At 56.9% G+C, this 17,468-nt stretch carries 10 protein-coding genes; 6 read left to right on the forward strand and 4 right to left on the reverse strand.

The window, feature by feature from the left end; translation table 11 throughout:
- Positions 1-176 precede the first annotated feature (176 nt).
- On the reverse strand, positions 177-2,471 hold the full coding sequence (locus JYG33_RS00155; protein WP_207873621.1) for an NADP-dependent malic enzyme: 2,295 nt from the start codon (positions 2,469-2,471) through the stop codon (positions 177-179).
- Between the two features lie 520 nt (positions 2,472-2,991).
- Between JYG33_RS00155 and JYG33_RS00160 the strand changes: the two genes are divergently transcribed.
- The 5 genes from JYG33_RS00160 (at position 2,992) to JYG33_RS00180 (ending at position 11,401) form a co-directional block, all read left to right on the forward strand.
- A complete protein-coding gene (locus JYG33_RS00160; protein WP_207873622.1) occupies positions 2,992-5,859 on the forward strand; it encodes a 2-oxoglutarate dehydrogenase E1 component in 2,868 nt (955 codons plus the stop codon).
- A gap of 34 nt (positions 5,860-5,893) precedes the next feature.
- Complete coding sequence (odhB, locus tag JYG33_RS00165; RefSeq protein WP_207873623.1) at positions 5,894-7,105, forward strand: 2-oxoglutarate dehydrogenase complex dihydrolipoyllysine-residue succinyltransferase; 1,212 nt, start codon at positions 5,894-5,896, stop codon at positions 7,103-7,105.
- Between the two features lie 161 nt (positions 7,106-7,266).
- Positions 7,267-8,694, forward strand: coding sequence for a dihydrolipoyl dehydrogenase (lpdA, locus tag JYG33_RS00170; RefSeq protein WP_153229430.1), 1,428 nt, complete (start codon positions 7,267-7,269; stop codon positions 8,692-8,694).
- A 217-nt stretch (positions 8,695-8,911) separates the two neighbouring features.
- Positions 8,912-10,003, forward strand: coding sequence for a cell division protein ZapE (gene zapE / locus JYG33_RS00175; RefSeq protein ID WP_207875674.1), 1,092 nt, complete (start codon positions 8,912-8,914; stop codon positions 10,001-10,003).
- Positions 10,004-10,078: 75 nt separating this feature from the next.
- Positions 10,079-11,401: a tryptophan--tRNA ligase gene (locus tag JYG33_RS00180; protein WP_207873624.1), complete on the forward strand. Its 1,323-nt coding sequence runs from the start codon at positions 10,079-10,081 to the stop codon at positions 11,399-11,401.
- 76 nt (positions 11,402-11,477) lie between these two features.
- Here the strand turns inward: JYG33_RS00180 and JYG33_RS00185 are convergent, their stop codons facing one another.
- The 3 genes from JYG33_RS00185 to JYG33_RS00195 form a co-directional block, all read right to left on the reverse strand.
- Positions 11,478-12,122, reverse strand: coding sequence for a CatB-related O-acetyltransferase (locus tag JYG33_RS00185; RefSeq protein ID WP_207873625.1), 645 nt, complete (start codon positions 12,120-12,122; stop codon positions 11,478-11,480).
- A 241-nt stretch (positions 12,123-12,363) separates the two neighbouring features.
- The gene (locus tag JYG33_RS00190; protein WP_207873626.1) at positions 12,364-12,876 is read right to left on the reverse strand and encodes a hypothetical protein; all 513 of its coding nucleotides are present in this window, start codon (positions 12,874-12,876) and stop codon (positions 12,364-12,366) included.
- A gap of 3 nt (positions 12,877-12,879) precedes the next feature.
- A complete protein-coding gene (locus tag JYG33_RS00195; RefSeq protein WP_207873627.1) occupies positions 12,880-15,228 on the reverse strand; it encodes a Tex family protein in 2,349 nt (782 codons plus the stop codon).
- A gap of 160 nt (positions 15,229-15,388) precedes the next feature.
- On the opposite strand from JYG33_RS00195, the gene JYG33_RS00200 reads away from it, so the two are divergent.
- Positions 15,389-17,443, forward strand: coding sequence for an ATP-dependent DNA helicase (locus tag JYG33_RS00200; protein ID WP_207873628.1), 2,055 nt, complete (start codon positions 15,389-15,391; stop codon positions 17,441-17,443).
- The last annotated feature ends 25 nt before the right edge of the window (positions 17,444-17,468 follow it).

Raw genomic sequence — 17,468 nt, forward strand, 5'->3', positions numbered from 1 at the left:
CACTATGCGCCTGTGCTGTGTCTGTTGCGGGGTAAATGAGCTTGATCTTGAGTATTGATACTCTGTGGGATCAGGCGACAGATCTGTTTATTGAAGCAGGGTGCTGGAGTCAGCATGAAATAAAAAAACCGGATGCGGCGTAAAGCGGCATCCGGTTTTTATTCAGCTAAACAGGATTAGCTGTTTTGCTGGGCTTCTTGCTGAGCATCCACAACAGCCAGGGCTGTCATGTTGATGATGCGACGCACAGTAGCGCTGGTGGTCAGGATGTGGATGGGGCGAGCCGCACCCAGCAGGATGGGGCCCATGGCCACACCGTTGCTGCCTGTCATCTTCAGCATGTTGTACGTGATGTTGCCAGCGTCCAGGTTAGGAGTGATCAGCAGGTTGGCCGAACCGCGCAGCGTGCTGTCGGGGAAGGCTTTCAGGCGGATCTTCTCGGACAGGGCGGAGTCAGCGTGCATTTCGCCGTCCACTTCCAGGTCTGGAGCACGTTCTGCCAGGATCTGACGAGCCTTGGCCATCTTGCGCGAGGACTCGGTCTGGCGGCTGCCAAAGTTCGAGTGCGACAAGAGAGCCACGCGAGGCACCACGCCAAAACGACGAACTTCCTCGGCGGCCTGGATCGTCATGTCGGCGATCTGTTCGGCGTTGGGGTTCTCGTTAACGTGCGTGTCGCACACAAACAGAGTTTGTGTTGGCAGCATCAGTACGTTCATGGCGGCGAAGGTTTGTGCTTCTTTCTTCAGGCCAATGACTTGCTCAACGTATTGCAGTTGGCTGTCGTAGTTGCTGGCCACACCGCAGATCATGCCGTCCGCGTCACCGCGTTGCAGCAGCATCACGCCGATCAGCGAGTTGTGCTTGCGGATCATGGCTTTGGCGATGTCTGGAGTAACGCCTTCACGTGCTTTGAGCTTGTAGTAAGCGGTCCAGGTGTCGGTAAAGCGGTCGTCGTCTTCGGGGTCAACGATTTGCACGTTCTTGCCTGCTTCCAGACGCAAACCGGCTTTCTTGACGCGCATTTCGATCACGTTGGGACGGCCGACCAGGATAGGCTGGGCCAGCTTTTCGTCCACCACGGTTTGCACGGCACGCAATACGCGCTCGTCTTCGCCGTCAGCGTAAATGATGCGCTTGGGCGCGGCCTTGGCCTGCATGTACAACGGACGCATCAGCGGGCCGGTGTGGTAGGTCATGGCGATCAGTTTCTGACGGTAGGCGTCCATGTCTTCGATAGGACGGGCGGCAACGCCGGAGTCCATCGCAGCTTGGGCCACGGCAGGAGCGATCTGAACGATCAGACGGGAATCAAACGGTTTGGGGATGATGTACTCAGGACCAAAACGCAGATCTTCGCCGCCGTAAGCGGTGGCCATATCGTCGCTTTGCTCGACCTGGGCCAGCTCGGCAATGGCTTTCACGCAAGCCAGCTTCATTTCTTCGTTGATCACGCTGGCGCCAACGTCCAGGGCACCACGGAAAATGAAGGGGAAGCACAGCACGTTGTTGACCTGGTTCGGGTAGTCCGAACGGCCGGTCGCGATGATGCAGTCAGGGCGGGCAGCCTTGGCCACTTCAGGGCGGATTTCAGGCTCGGGGTTAGCCAGGGCCAGAATCAGAGGCTTGTCGGCCATGGTCTTGACCATGTCGGCACTCAGAACGCCAGGAGCCGAACAACCCAGGAATACGTCAGCGCCGACCATGGCATCAGCCAGAGTGCGGGCGTCGGTGTCTTGAGCGTAGCGAGCCTTGTTGGGCTCCATGTTCTCGTCACGGCCTTTCCAGATGATGCCACGCGAGTCAGCCACGAAAATGTTGCTCAGCTTCACGCCCAGGGCAACCAGCAAGTCCAGGCAAGCAATGGCAGCAGCGCCAGCGCCCGAGCACACCAGTTTGATGTCGCCAATGTTCTTGTTAACGACTTTCAGGCCGTTCAGAACTGCGGAGGACGAGATGATGGCGGTACCGTGCTGGTCGTCGTGGAACACGGGAATGCTCATGCGCTCGCGCAGCTTCTTCTCGATGTAGAAGCACTCGGGGGCCTTGATGTCTTCCAGGTTCACACCGCCCAGGGTGGGTTCCAGTGCAGCAATGATGTCGACCAGCTTGTCCGGATCGGTTTCGTTCAATTCGATATCGAACACATCAATGCCAGCGAATTTCTTGAACAGGCAGCCTTTGCCTTCCATGACGGGCTTGGCGGCCAGAGGGCCGATATTGCCCAGACCCAGCACAGCGGTACCGTTGGTGACCACAGCCACCAGGTTGGCGCGCGAGGTGTACTTGGCGGCGGCTTCTTCGCCTTCGGCGTGGATGGCCATGCAAGCAGATGCGACGCCGGGGGAATAGGCTAGCGAGAGGTCATCTTGATTGGCTAGGGTCTTGGTGGGAACCACCGAGATTTTCCCGGGAGTGGGATACGCGTGATAGTCCAGCGCAAGTTTGGCCAGATCGGCGTTGGCATCCATTTGGTAAAGCTCCTGATAGGATTTTTTATGTGTAAAAGTAAATCTAATTTATAAGAAATACAGTCACCAGGTAGGTGCTGATTTGTTATAGACAGCATATGTCATGGCAACGCTTGTTGCCTGCCTCAAGGTGACCAAGGGCAGGCTGGGCTCGGTTTGGTGGAAAAGGGGCCCGCGAAGCGCGTACTTGCTGCACACGATTAGCATATCGGAATTTTTCCTTCATGTGGGGCGCCACAGGGGCGTCAATCATGATTTGGAGCGCTTCTTTTGTAAGAATTCGCCCTTGTGATAGATCGATGTGTTTGTTAATGCCAACGGTCTGATGCAGTCGCCAAGCATTTTAGATGTCATTAATTGCGCCTTTTGTGTGCGGCGTTATACTAGATCGATACGGCTTGTATAAGGCGTCCTACGTTGCCTTCTGCTCCTGCTATCCGCTAACCGGCGAGGTCCGTGTCGCGGAAGGTTTTCCTGCATCTCAACACGAGTGAAACACTCGGCTAGGTGAAGCGTAATAATGTCATCGCAAAAAGAACTGCTCAGTAACTCTTATTTGTTCGGGAGCAATGCTCCTTACGTCGAAGAACTCTACGAGTCCTACCTCGACAATCCAGGCTCCGTCGCCGACCAGTGGCGCGAGTACTTCGATCAGTTGCAGCATCAGCCTGCTACTGACGGCCGCGACAGCACCCGCGATCAAGCTCACGCTCCTATCGTCGAGTCTTTCGCCCAACGTGCCAAAGCCAATGCCTTCCTGACCAGCGCGCAAGCTCCGGACCTGACAGTTGCCATGAAGCAAGTGTCGATTCAGTCCATGATTGCTGCTTACCGCTCCCTGGGTGCCCGCATTGCCGAACTGGATCCCCTGAAGCGCTCCGAACGCCCCAGCATCCCTGAACTGGACCCCGCTTTCTACGGTTTGACCGAAGCGGATCTGGACCAGGTCTACTCCGCCACCAACACCTACTTCACCAAAGCCGACACCATGACGCTGCGCGACATGCTCAAGGCCTTGCGTGATACGTACTCGCGTTCGGTGGGCGCAGAATTCATGTACATCTCCGACCCCGTCGTCAAGCGCTGGATTCAACAGCGCCTGGAGTCGGTGCATGGCACAGGTTCTTTCGACGTTGACCAAAAACGCAACATCCTGCAGCAGTTGACCGAGGCCGAAGGCCTGGAGCGCTTCCTGCACACCAAATACGTAGGTCAGAAACGCTTCTCCCTGGAAGGTGGCGAGAGCTTCATCGCTTGTATGGATGAGGTCGTCAACCACGCTGGCGAGAACGGCGTTCAGGAAATCATCGTGGGTATGGCCCACCGTGGTCGTCTGAACATGCTGGTCAACATCATGGGCAAAATGCCCGGTGACCTGTTTGCCGAATTTGAAGGTCATCACGCTGAAGGCCTGACCGACGGCGACGTGAAATACCACAACGGTTTCTCCAGCGACCTGTCCACCCGTGGCGGTCCAGTTCACCTGTCCCTGGCCTTTAACCCATCCCACCTGGAAATTGTGAACCCAGTGGTCGAGGGTTCGGTCCGTGCTCGCCAGGATCGTCGTAACGACGAAGAAGGCAGCCAGGTGTTGCCCGTGCTGGTACACGGTGACGCGGCATTTGCCGGCCAGGGCGTGGTCATGGAAACACTGAACCTGGCCCAGACTCGTGGCTACGGTACCGGTGGCACGCTGCACATCGTTATTAACAACCAGATCGGTTTCACCACCTCTGACCCCCGCGATACACGCTCCACGCTGTATTGCACGGACGTGGTCAAGATGATTGAAGCCCCTGTGTTCCACGTCAACGGCGACGATCCCGAAGCTGTTGTGTTCGTGACTCAGTTGGCTCTGGACTTCCGCCGCGAATTCAAGCACGACGTCGTGGTTGATATTGTTTGCTTCCGTAAACTGGGCCACAACGAGCAAGACACTCCCTCGATGACCCAGCCGCTGATGTACAAGAAGATTGGTCAGCATAACGGTACGCGCAAACTGTACGCCGACAAGCTGGTTGCTCAAGGCATTCTGGCCGAGAACGAGCCCGAAGATCTGGTCAAGGCCTACCGTCAACTGATGGAAGACGGCAAGCGCACGGTTGAACCTGTTCTGACTGACTACAAGAACAAGTACGCGACCGACTGGTCCGCTTTCCTGGGCGCCAAATGGACTGACCAGGCAGACACCGCTTTGCCTCTGTCCGAACTGGCACGCATCGGTGAAAAACTGACTACTGTGCCTGAAGACTTCACCGTTCACCCACTGGTCAACCGCATGCTGAACGACCGTCGTGCCATGGCACGCGGCGAAGCCCAAGTGGACTGGGGCATGGGCGAGCACTTGGCCTTTGCAACTTTGGTGAACAATGGCTACGCCATCCGTATTACCGGTCAGGATTCGGGCCGTGGTACGTTCACACACCGTCACGCTGTATTGCACGATCAAAAACGTGAGCGCTGGAATGATGGTGCTTACATTCCTCTGCAAAACGTGTCGGAAGGCCAAGCCAACTTCACGGTGATCGACTCGGTCCTGTCCGAAGAAGCCGTGCTGGCCTTTGAATACGGTTACGCCTCTGCAGAACCTAACATCCTGACCATCTGGGAAGCCCAGTTCGGCGACTTCGCCAACGGTGCTCAGGTTGTGATTGACCAGTTCATTACATCGGGTGAAGCCAAGTGGGGCCGTCATTGCGGTCTGACCTTGATGCTGCCACACGGCTACGAAGGTCAGGGTCCGGAGCACTCCTCGGCCCGTATCGAGCGTTTCTTGCAATTGTGCGCAGACAACAACATCCAGGTTGTCCAGCCTACCAACGGCGCCCAGATCTTCCACGTTCTGCGTCGTCAGATGATCCGTCCTTTCCGCAAGCCTTTGGTCATCATGACGCCCAAGTCCTTGCTGCGTAATAAAGACGCTACCTCGCCAATGAGCGATCTGGCTGAAGGTCATTTCATGCCCGTGATCGGCGAGACGGATCAGGCAATTGATGCAGCCGCTGTCAAACGTGTTCTGGCTTGCTCGGGCAAGGTTTACTACGATCTGGTGAACCACCGTAAAGAGCTGGAGCGCAACGATATTGCCATTATCCGTGTGGAGCAGTTGTATCCGTTTGCCCACAAGGCCTTCCAGGCAGAGCTGGCTAAATACAGCAACGCCAAGGAAGTTATCTGGGTTCAGGACGAACCTCAAAACCAAGGTGCATGGTTCTACGTTCAGCATCACATCTACGAGAACATGACCGAAGGTCAGAAGCTAGGCTACGCCGGTCGTGCCGCGTCCGCTTCGCCTGCAGTGGGTTACCTGGCCAAGCACCAGGAACAACACAAGGCGCTGCTGGAGCAGGCTTTCGGCGTCCGCAAAGGCTTCATGCTGACCAAATAACGCACCCCAAATTTTAAATACGGAAAATATAATCATGGCAATTACCGACGTTCTGGTTCCCCAACTCTCTGAATCCATCTCCGAAGCGACTTTGCTGGAATGGAAAAAACAACCTGGCGAAATGGTCCAGGCTGACGAAATCCTGATCGAAGTTGAAACCGACAAGGTCGTGCTGGAAGTTCCAGCTCCTGCTTCGGGCGTGCTGAGCGAAATCGTCAAGGCTAACGGCAGCACCGTTACCTCCGGCGACGTGCTGGCTCGTATCGACTCCGAAGGCAAAGCCGCCGCTGCTGCTCCTGCCGCCGCTGAACAAGCCGCTCCTGCTGCTGCCCCCGCCGCTGCTCCTGCTGCCAGCACTGCTGCTTCTTCCGTTGCTTCGCCTGCCGCTGCCAAGATCCTGGCTGAAAAGGGCGTGGAAGCCAGCTCCGTGGAAGGTTCCGGCCGTGGTGGTCGCATCACCAAGGGTGACGCACTGCAAGCTAACGCTCCTGCCACCAGCAAGCCTGCTGCCGCTCCTGTTGCACCTCCAACCCTGTCCCTGGACGGTCGTCCAGAACAGCGCGTGCCCATGAGCCGTCTGCGTGCCCGTATCGCCGAGCGTCTGCTGCAGTCGCAATCCGAAAACGCCATGCTGACCACGTTCAACGAAGTGAACATGCAAGCTGTGCTGGATCTGCGTAAAAAATACAAAGATCAGTTCGAGAAAGAACACGGTGTGAAACTGGGCTTCATGTCCTTCTTCGTTAAAGCCGCTGTTGCTGCTTTGAAGAAATACCCCGTGCTGAACGCCTCGGTTGATGGCAAAGACGTCATCTACCACGGTTACTTCGACATTGGTGTGGCTGTTGGTAGCCCACGTGGTCTGGTGGTGCCTATCCTGCGTAACGCTGATCAAATGTCGATTGCTGACATCGAAAAGCAAATCGCTGACTTCGGTGCCCGTGCTCGCGACGGCAAGCTGACTCTGGAAGAAATGACAGGCGGTACCTTCTCGATCTCCAACGGTGGTGTGTTCGGCTCCATGCTGTCCACCCCGATCATCAACCCACCTCAGTCCGCCATCCTGGGCATTCACGCCACCAAGGACCGCGCTGTTGTTGAAAACGGTCAGATCGTGGTTCGCCCCATGAACTACCTGGCTATGTCCTACGACCACCGCATCATCGACGGCCGCGAAGCCGTTCTGGGTCTGGTAGCCATGAAAGAAGCGTTGGAAGATCCTCAGCGTTTGCTGCTGAACGTCTAAGCACGCGGTAGTTTCGGTCTAGTTTGTATACGGCCAAGTGCTTGCTTCTAAGCCTTGGCCGACTTTGTTTAAGGACCTGGGGGTTGGCTGTTGCCACCTGATTGTTTCCCGTCTGATTCTTGGGCGGTCCAGTGTGCCTTTTCACATTTATGGGATTTTTTATGGCTAAGCAATTTGATGTTGTCGTGATTGGTGCAGGCCCTGGTGGCTACATTGCCGCCATCCGTGCTGCTCAACTGGGTATGAGCGTCGCTTGCGTGGACGCCTGGTCCACCGCTGAAGGCAAACCCGCTCCTGGCGGTACTTGCACCAACGTAGGTTGTATTCCTTCCAAGGCCTTGCTGCAATCGTCCGAACACTTCGAGCACGCCAATCTGCATCTGGCCGAGCACGGCGTGGACGTCAAGGGCGTGTCGCTGAACCTGGACAAGCTGGTCGGCCGTAAAGATGTGGTCGTCAAGCAAAACAACGACGGTATCTTGTACCTGTTCAAAAAGAACAAAGTTAACTTCTTCCACGGCACCGCTTCGTTTGGCGCCAAGGTTGACGGTGGCTGGTCGGTGAACGTGGCCGGTGCCAACGCTGAAGAGCTGGTTGCCAAGAACGTCATCATCGCTACCGGTAGCTCGGCTCGTGCCTTGCCCGGTGCCGAGTTCGACGAAGAACAAATTCTGTCCAACGACGGCGCATTGCGTCTGCCCAAGGTTCCCAAGAAACTGGCCGTTATCGGTGCCGGTGTGATTGGTCTGGAACTGGGTAGCGTGTGGCGTCGTCTGGGTGCCGAAGTGACCATTCTGGAAGGTGCTCCCGAGTTCCTGTCCGCCGTGGATCGCGACGTTGCCAAGGAAGCCCTGAAAGCTTTCACCAAGCAAGGTCTGAAGATCAATGTGGGCGTGAAAGTTGGCGAAATCAAAAAGACCGCCAAGCACGTGGCCATCAACTACGTAGATGCTTCGGGTGCCGAGCAAAAGCTGGAAGCCGACAAGCTGATCGTCTCCATTGGCCGTGTTCCTAACACTGCCGGTCTGGGTGCTGACACCATTGGCCTGAAGCTGGACGAGCGTGGTTTCGTGGTTGTGGACGACGATTGCGCCACCAGCCTGCCAGGTATCTGGGCTGTGGGTGACGTGGTTCGTGGTCCTATGCTGGCTCACAAAGCCGAAGAGGAAGGTGTGGCTGTGGCCGAGCGTCTGGCTGGTCAGCAACCTCACGTCAACTTTGACACTGTGCCTTGGGTTATCTACACCTCCCCTGAAATCGCTTGGGTTGGCAAGACCGAACAGCAACTGAAGACCGAAGGCCGTGCTTACCGCGCTGGCAGCTTCCCCTTCCTGGCTAACGGCCGTGCCCGCGCACTGGGTGACACCACCGGCTTTGTGAAGGTTCTGGCTGATGCCAAGACCGACGAAGTTCTGGGCGTTCACTTTGTGGGCCCTGTGGCTTCCGAGCTGGTGGCTGAAGCTGTTGCGATCATGGAATTCCGTGGCGCGTCGGAAGACATCGCCCGTATTTGCCATGCTCACCCAACCCTGTCCGAAGCCCTGAAAGAAGCGGCCTTGGCAGTGGACAAACGTGCTCTGAACTTCTGATAGACTTTCAGGGTGTTGTTGGAAAAGGGCGGGCACGGGCTCGCCCTTTTTTTCGTCACGAAAGGCTGATCAAAGCAGTCCGTAGCGGCTGCAGTGCGTGAGATAATTGACCGCACAGTATGCTCAGACCCTGCATCAGAAGCCGTACTGCTGTGGACCGCAGTGCATGCTGGCAGACCACTACCTGTCCTGGACAGGTTCTTTTATTTTCAGTGATATGAATGTTCGCGAGTATTACCATCAGGCTTTAGCGGAAAAAGGCTACCGTGCCGACGAGGCACAGGAGCAAGCTATAGACCGGCTGCAACGCTATTACGACGAGTGGGTGGAGTACCGCAAAATGCGCTCCAGTACCTTGCGTCGCATGTTTTCCCGCCCGGAGGTGCCGCGTGGCGTGTACCTGTGGGGTGGCGTAGGGCGTGGCAAGAGCTTCCTGATGGACGCCTTCTATCTGACGGTGCCGCTCAAGCGCAAAACCCGGATTCACTTCCATGAGTTCATGCGTGGCGTGCACAAGGAGCTGAATCAGGTCAAAGGCATGAGCGACCCGCTGGACGAAGTCGCCAAGCGTATCGCCAAGCGTTACCGCCTGATCTGTTTTGACGAGTTCCACGTCTCGGATGTGGCCGATGCCATGATTCTGTACAAGCTGCTGCTGGGTCTGTTCGAGCGTGGTACGTCCTTTGTCATGACCTCCAACTACGAGCCATCCACGCTGTACCCGGAAGGTTTGCATCGTGACCGGATTCTGCCCGCGATTGCGCTGATCCAGAAGAACATGGACATCATGAACGTGGATACGGGCGTAGATTACCGTCGCCGCGCTCTGGAGCAGGTCAAAACCTATCTGACTCCGCTGGGCCCTGACACGACGGCAGAGCTGCAATCCATGTTCTCGTCCTTGTCGGATACAGCTCCGCTGGAACCTGTGCTGACCATTGAGAACCGCGAAGTGAAGGCCGTGGCCTTGTCAGGTTCTGCCGTGTGGTTTGATTTCGAGACCCTGTGCGTCAGCGCGCGCTCGCAGAACGATTATCTTGAACTGGCCAACCGTTTCCAGACCGTGATCCTGTCTGATGTCCCTCGCATGACCGCCCGTGATGCTTCTGCTGCACGGCGCTTTACCTGGCTGGTGGACGTTTTCTACGATCACAAAGTCAAATTCATTATGTCCGCGGCGGTGCCCGAGGAAGAGTTGTATGTAGATGGCCCCATGGCCAATGAGTTCCACCGTACTGTCTCGCGTTTGATGGAAATGCAATCGCGCGAGTACCTGGAGTCAGAACGGCGCCAGGCAGTTATTTTGTAGGGCCTGGGCGCGGCCGGTGGCCAATGCGCCTGATCCCTGACCCTGACACGTAGTTTTATAAGCGTATTTTTTATCATGACGACACGAGTACTGACCGGCGTTACCACGACCGGTATTCCACACTTGGGCAACTATGCTGGGGCGATTCGTCCTGCTATCCGCGCTAGCCAGCAAGCCGATGTCGACGCATTTTTCTTCATGGCTGACTACCACGCCCTGATCAAATGTGACGACCCGGAGCGCGTAGCCATTTCGCGCCGTGCGATTGCGGCTACCTGGATAGCCTGCGGCCTGGATGTGGAAAAAGTTACGTTCTACCGTCAATCCGATATTCCAGAGATCCCGGAACTGTCCTGGATGTTGGGTTGTGTGACTGGTAAAGGTCTGATGAACCGAGCCCACGCTTATAAAGCTTCCGTGGATAAAAACGAAGCTGCTGGTATTGAGCCTGATGATGGCGTCACCATGGGCTTGTTCAGCTACCCCGTGCTGATGGCGGCCGACATCTTGATGTTCAACGCGCACAAAGTGCCCGTGGGTCGCGATCAGGTACAGCACCTGGAAATGGCGCGCGATATCGCCAAGAGCTTCAACCATTTGTACGGTCGGGGCAAAGAGCTGTTTGTGTTGCCTGAAGTGCAGGTAGAAGAAGACCTGGCTTTGTTGCCAGGCCTGGACGGTCGCAAGATGTCCAAGAGCTACGACAACACCATTCCCTTGTTTGAAGGTGGTGCCAAGGCACTGAAGTCTGCTATTGCCCGTATCGTGACGGACTCCAAAGGTCCAGGTGAACCCAAGAACCCGGACGATTCCCACCTGACGGCTTTGTACAAGGCCTTCGCGACGCCAGAGCAGACCCAGATTTTCCGTCAGCAACTGATCGAAGGGATGGCGTGGGGCGAGGCCAAAGAAGCCTTGCATCAGGTTCTGGAGACCATGATCGCTCCCATGCGCGAGCGTTACGAGTCCCTGATGGCTCGCCCTCAGGAAATTGAAGAGCTGCTGCAAGTGGGTGCCCGCAAGGCACGTGCCTACGCAACGCCTTTCATCCACGAGCTGAAGGCCGCTGTGGGCCTGCGTGATCCTTTGAGTACCGCTGCCAGCAAGTCCGAAGCCAAGGCCCGTAAAGCCCGTTTTGTGAACTTCCGCGACGAAGACGGCACCTTCCGTTTCCGCCTGCAAGATGCTGCCGGACAAGAGCTGTTCCTGTCCCGCTCCTACGCTGACCCTAAACAGGCTGGTGTAGCGATCAAGGCATTGCAGATCGCAGCGTTTGCAGAGGTGTCCAAGCAGGACGGCCAGGAGCTGCAAATCCATTGTGCTGGTGAAGAAGTCGCCCGCGTATCGGCAGATCTGCGTGATGCGGTCGAAGCTGCTTTGGATTCGATGCGTGACTAAGTAGTGTGTCTGCTGCAGGATTGATCCTTGACTGAGGATCAATCCCGCGCTGAATGCAGTGAGCTTGAGTCAGGAGCTAGACTGTGGACTTCTGGTCCCAGTCTTTGCTGGCCAGCTCCAATGCCGCAATATCTTCTGCGCAGATCACGTCGCGCAGAGCTGTGAATTTCTCTTCCGGCCATTCATATATCTTCAGGCCCAGCAATCGTTCAATGCTTGCCTCAGCAAAGCGCTTGCGCACGGGCACAGCCGGGTTCCCGGCCACAATCGTGTACGGTGCCACGCTCTTGGTCACAATCGCACCGGAGGCCACGACAGCGCCTTCACCAATCACTACACCGGGCATGATCATGGCCCGCATGCCGATCCAGGCACCGTCATGGATATGGGTGTCGCCTTTGCCAACATAGGCATCCGTAATCTTGTCCACGAAGGGATACAGGCTGAACCAGTCCATGCGATGGGTATGGTTACCCCCCATCAGAATCACGGCCTCGGCGCCGATACATACGTAGTCGCCAATATGTAGCTGGTCTACCGGCCATTGAGAGGTCCAGGCCTTGCGGCTGTATTCGTCTCCGTACAGGTAACGCACCACGCTTTCTTCAAAACTGCCGGTCCAGGCATGGCTGTAGTAGCTGTGTGTGCCACGCACATGGATATTGGGGTTGGATACGGTTTCGTGCAGGAGTTCGACCTGCGACCAGTGCTTTTGCACCATGCTTCTCCTTCTGGACCTTGCTGTGCTGGATCTGGCTTTGCGCCAGTGAGGGCAAGGTGAGATGTTCGTGTTTGGGCCAGGCAGTCAGGCGAGTGTAGGAAGCTCGCTTTGTTGACGCTGATGGCGGGACTAGTCTAATGCGCTTTGAGGCGCTTTGCATTCAGGCAGGCCAAAAGCATCAAGCCCCGCATGAATAATTCATGCAGGGCTTGATGATGGGCTTGGGCCAGAAATACCTGTCTTATTCGGCAGGCTGGGCGGGAATACCCAGTTTTTCACACAGGCTCAGAATTTCGTCCAGGTTCTCGCGTTTAACGACGATAAGCTGAAATTCCTCGTCATAGCTTTGGGCAAACTCCAGCAGGCAGTAGGAAGGATGAAACTCCTTCAATTGCTCGTTGGCCCATTGGAAAAAGCCGTCCACATCCTGAAATGGCATGTCCTCGTAGGGGAAGGCGGGCAGGTCCTGGCTTTCAAACGCGGCCAGGATTTCTTCCCACAGTTCGTCCACGGTATCGGCCAGGGCCAGGTAGTCGTCCAGTTCGTAGCTGATGGCCAGGATCAGAGCGCCATCAGGGTCATGCTCCATCAGGTTCTGGGCGTGCTTGCCATATGCTTCGCCCATCGCTGCCGGGCTGGCGCTGGCTGTCAGCACGGACTGGCTGATGGCTGCAATATCCTGTTCCTTCTGATCAAATCCGGTCAGCAGATTGAGCAGACGCGTCAGTTGGGAAAGGCGCTCGGTCTCAGTCATGGCTTATCTCCGAAGTTTGCTAAAGGCGGCTGCCATTGCACCTGTCGGTGCCGGTTCAGCTTGCCGGTTGGGGCGATTGTTACCGGAACGGCGCTGGGGAGCATTGCTTGTGCTGCTGGAACCACGCACCGGGGCGCTGTCGTCGTTCAGGCGCATGGTCAAACCAATACGCTTGCGGGCTACATCCACTTCCTGAACTTTAACCTTAACCGTCTGACCAACGCGAACGACATCGCGCGGGTCTTTCACAAAGGTCTCAGACAGGGCCGAGATATGGACCAGACCGTCCTGGTGTACACCGATATCCACAAAGGCCCCAAAGTTGGCTACGTTGGTAACCACACCTTCCAGAATCATGCCGGGCGACAGATCTTTCAGGGAGTCGATGCCTTCCTGGAACTTGGCGGTGGTGAACTCAGGGCGAGGATCGCGGCCGGGCTTTTCAATTTCGTTAAAAATATCACGCACGGTCGGTAAACCAAAGCGTTCATCGGTAAAGTCCGAGGGCGACAGGCCTTTCAGTGCGCCGGACTTGCCCATGACTTCACTGGCTTCGGTTTGCAGACGCTCCAGAATACGGGCCGCTACGGGGTAGGCCTCAGGGTGAACCGAGGAGGCATCCAAGGGATTGGCCGCACCTGGAATACGCAAAAAACCAGCGGCTTGCTCGAAGGCTTTTTCACCAAAGCGGGGCACATCACGCAATTGCTTGCGGCTTTGGAAAGCGCCGTTCTCGTCACGCCAGGTGACGATGTTCTTGGCCAGCGTATTGTTCAGGCCGGAAACACGGGCCAGCAGGGGAGCCGAAGCTGTATTGACGTCCACACCTACCGCGTTCACACAATCTTCCACCACGGCATCCAGGCTGCGAGCCAGTTCGCGCTGGTTCACATCGTGCTGGTACTGGCCGACACCAATGGATTTGGGGTCGATTTTGACCAGTTCGGCCAGCGGATCTTGCAGGCGGCGTGCAATGGAGACGGCACCGCGCAGGCTGACGTCCATATCAGGAAATTCCTGGGCGGCCATCTCGGAAGCGGAGTACACCGAAGCACCTGCTTCGGATACCACCACACGGGTCAGCGGCAATTGCGGGAAAGCGGACTGCAGGTCAGCGACCAGTTTCTCGGTTTCGCGCGATGCGGTGCCATTGCCAATCGCCACCAGTTCGACCTGATAACGTGTTGCCAGACCGGCCAGAGTGCGAATCGAGCCCTCGCGGTCACGGCGTGGCTCGAAGGGGTAGACGGTGGCGGTATCCAGCACTTTGCCGGTCGCATCGATCACCGCGGCTTTCACGCCGGTACGAATACCAGGGTCCAGACCCAACACGGCTTTATTGCCAGCGGGGGCGGCCAGCAGCAGATCGCGCAGGTTGGCAGCAAACACGCGGGTAGACTCTTGCTCGGCTTCTTCGCGCAGACGGCCAATCAGCTCGGACTCAAACGCCGTCAGCAGTTTGACGCGCCAGGTCCAGCGGCAGACCTCGGCCAGCCAGTGATCGCGTGGGCTGGCGTCGGCGGAGAAGTCTGCACCGATGTCAGTCAGCTCGGCCACTTTCAGCACACAAGGGTGTGGCAGCAGTTGATCTTGTTCGGGGTTCAGGCCCAGGCGCAAGTCCAGCGCCCCTTGCTGGCGACCGCGCAGCAAAGCCAGAACACGGTGGGAAGGCAGTTGACGCAGTGCTTCGTTGAAATCGAACCAGTCGCGGAATTTGTCACCGTCCTGCTCCTTGCCTTCGGCAACCTTGGAGTACAGGTGGGCAGACTTCCACAGATGGTCGCGCATGGCTTCCAGCAGATCGGCTTGCTCGGCAAAGCGCTCGGCCAGAATGTCGCGGGCACCGTCCAGGGCCGCTTTGGCCGTGTCGATTTTGGCCTCGGCATTCAGATAGCCTTCGGCCAGCGCCAGCGGGTCGGCATTGGCTTGTGCCAGGATAGCGTCAGCCAGCGGCTCCAGGCCCGCTTCGCGGGCAATCTGGGCACGGGTACGACGCTTGGGCTTGTAAGGGGCGTACAAGTCTTCCAGACGCTGCTTGGTGTCGGCCGCCAGAATGGCTTGCTCCAGCTCGGGCGTCAGTTTTTCTTGCTGGCGGATCGATTCCAGAATGGCATGACGACGCGATTGCATATCGCGCAAATAGATCAGGCGCACTTCCAGGTCACGCAGGACATTATCGTCCAGGCCGCCGGTTGCTTCTTTGCGATAACGGGCGATAAAAGGGACCGTGGCCCCGTTGTCCAAGAGCTCTACCGTCGAGGCGGCTTGTTGGATGCGGATGTTCAGTTCAGAGGCCAGTAGCGCCAGAATCTGTTGGTGATCCTGTTGCTGGGCGAGGGTTTCCACAGTCATTTCAGTTATGGGTCCATCGTTGTAAAAGGGTCTGCAAGCGCCGCATTTTGCCATAAAGACCGGCAGCGACCCAGAATTGGCAGGTATCATCTTGTATGTATTCCACTGTGATTGTAGACAGTTCTGTCATTCGTCACCTCTCCCTTAGCGGTTTTGCCCCATGTTGTTGCAGGATTATTCCGATATATTTTCCCCCCAAGGCCCACTGGCAGAGTCTGTCCCGCACTATCGTCCGCGGCAGGCTCAGTTGGAGCTGGCCCAAGCCATCAGCGAGACCGTCGCCGAGTCTGGCGTACTGATCGCCGAGGCGGGCACAGGAACGGGCAAGACCTGGGCCTATCTGGTGCCCGTGTTCATGCAAGGCGGTAAAGCGCTGGTCTCGACCGGGACGCGTACCTTGCAGGATCAATTGTTCCGTCGGGATATTCCCCATCTGCGTAAAGCGCTGGCTTTGCCGGTCGATGTGGCCTTGCTCAAGGGCAGAAGTAATTACGTCTGTCATTACCATCTGGAACGACTGGGGCAGGATGACCGGGCCCTGAAGTCCCGTGCGGAAATCGCTTACCTGCGTGCCATTCAGCTTTTTACCGAACGCAGCCGTAGCGGCGACAAGGGCGAGCTGGCCGAAGTCCCCGAGGATGCGGATATTTGGCACCGAGTCACTTCCACACGGGATAACTGCCTGGGTCAGGATTGTCCCTTTGTGCGCGACTGCTTTGTGATGAAAGCGCGCCGCCATGCCCAGGATGCGGATGTGGTGGTGGTGAACCACGCCCTGTTCATGGCCGATCTGGCCTTGCGCGAAGAGGGGGTGACGGACTTGCTGCCCAGCGTGGATCTGGTGGTGTTTGATGAAGCACACCAATTGCCCGACGTGGCCACCCGTTTTCTGGGTAGCAGCGTGTCCTTGTATCAATTGACGGATTTGTGTCGACAGATTGAAGTGGCGGGTCTGGCTCAGGCGCGAGAGACGGTGGACTGGAGTCAGGTCGCCCGCAAGCTGGAACAAGCGGCTCGGGACTTGCATCTGCGTACCGCCTCGCTGGCCGCGCAGGGTGGCCGTGCCACCTTCCAGGCCTTGCCCGAACCAGAACGCTTTGACGAGGCGCTGGAACAACTGCTGGAAACCTTCGACAAGGTCATCAAGATGCTGGCTATGGTGGCTGAACGCCATCCTGATCTGGCGGCTGCACATAAAAGTGCACTGGAATTACGGGCACGCCTGTTTCAGTGGAGTCAGCCAGATCGCCAGGGCCGCCACGCCTATCTGCCTGAAAGCGAAAAAGATGAAGATCAGCCTGACGAGTTTGTACGTTGGGTAGAAAGCGGCCAGCACTATCTGCGTCTGCATAGTGCGCCTTTATCCGTGGCCAAGATTTTCTCGCGCTACAGAGGCAAAGAGCAGTCCTGGGTGCTGACTTCGGCCACGCTTTCTGTACATGGTGATTTCAATCACTTCAAACGGCAGTTGGGCTTGTTCGATGCCCGTACCGAGTCCTGGGCCTCGCCTTTTGACTACCCCAATCAAGCGCTGTTCTATGTGCCCAGTACCTTGCCGCTGCCTAGTCACCCGAATTTCAACCAGGCCTTTGTCGACGCGCTGATGCCTTTGATCAAAGCCGGGCAGGGCGGTGTGCTGGTGCTCTGTACGACCTTGCGCTCGGTAGAGCGGATTGCGGATATGTTGCGTGATCGTTTTGATCAGGAAGACATAGAGCGTAATGTGCTGCGCCAAGGGGAGCGTTCACGGCAAGTGCTGCTGGACGAATTCCGTGCGCGCGGCAATGCCGTGCTGGTGGGTAGTGCCAGCTTCTGGGAAGGGATTGACCTGCCTGGGGATGCTTTGACCCTGGTGGCTATCGACAAGCTGCCCTTTGCGCCACCGGATGATCCCGTGCTGGAAGCGCGTATCAAGGAGTGCAAGGATCGAGGTGGTAATCCCTTTATGGAATACCAACTGCCAGAGGCTGCAATTGCCTTGAAACAAGGGGCTGGCCGCCTGATTCGTACTGAACGCGATTGGGGTGTGCTGCTGGTGGGCGATACCCGTATTGTTGAAAAACCCTATGGGAAATTATTGTGGCGTGGCTTGCCACCCTTTGCCCGTACCCGTGATCCTGCGCGTGCGTTGGCGTTTCTGCGGGAGCAGAAGGCCAAACGGCAGAGTGCCCAAGTAAGCGATGTGGAGCTGAATGACAGCTCGGAGCAGGCTTGAAAATATTCCTCGTATTCCGTCTATT

Source organism: Alcaligenes sp. SORT26 (assembly GCF_017377875.1).
GTDB classification, from domain to species: Bacteria; Pseudomonadota; Gammaproteobacteria; order Burkholderiales; family Burkholderiaceae_B; genus Alcaligenes; species Alcaligenes parafaecalis.

Bases quoted from the DNA above. Each gene is read 5' to 3' on its own strand.
- JYG33_RS00190 (WP_207873626.1), bottom strand. From the start codon at position 12,876: ATGACTGAGACCGAGCGCCTTTCCCAACTGACGCGTCTGCTCAATCTG.
- zapE (WP_207875674.1), top strand. From the start codon at position 8,912: ATGAATGTTCGCGAGTATTACCATCAGGCTTTAGCGGAAAAAGGCTAC.
- JYG33_RS00160 (WP_207873622.1), top strand. From the start codon at position 2,992: ATGTCATCGCAAAAAGAACTGCTCAGTAACTCTTATTTGTTCGGGAGC.
- JYG33_RS00195 (WP_207873627.1), bottom strand. From the start codon at position 15,228: ATGACTGTGGAAACCCTCGCCCAGCAACAGGATCACCAACAGATTCTG.
- odhB (WP_207873623.1), top strand. From the start codon at position 5,894: ATGGCAATTACCGACGTTCTGGTTCCCCAACTCTCTGAATCCATCTCC.
- JYG33_RS00185 (WP_207873625.1), bottom strand. From the start codon at position 12,122: ATGGTGCAAAAGCACTGGTCGCAGGTCGAACTCCTGCACGAAACCGTA.
- JYG33_RS00200 (WP_207873628.1), top strand. From the start codon at position 15,389: ATGTTGTTGCAGGATTATTCCGATATATTTTCCCCCCAAGGCCCACTG.
- JYG33_RS00180 (WP_207873624.1), top strand. From the start codon at position 10,079: ATGACGACACGAGTACTGACCGGCGTTACCACGACCGGTATTCCACAC.
- JYG33_RS00155 (WP_207873621.1), bottom strand. From the start codon at position 2,471: ATGGATGCCAACGCCGATCTGGCCAAACTTGCGCTGGACTATCACGCG.
- lpdA (WP_153229430.1), top strand. From the start codon at position 7,267: ATGGCTAAGCAATTTGATGTTGTCGTGATTGGTGCAGGCCCTGGTGGC.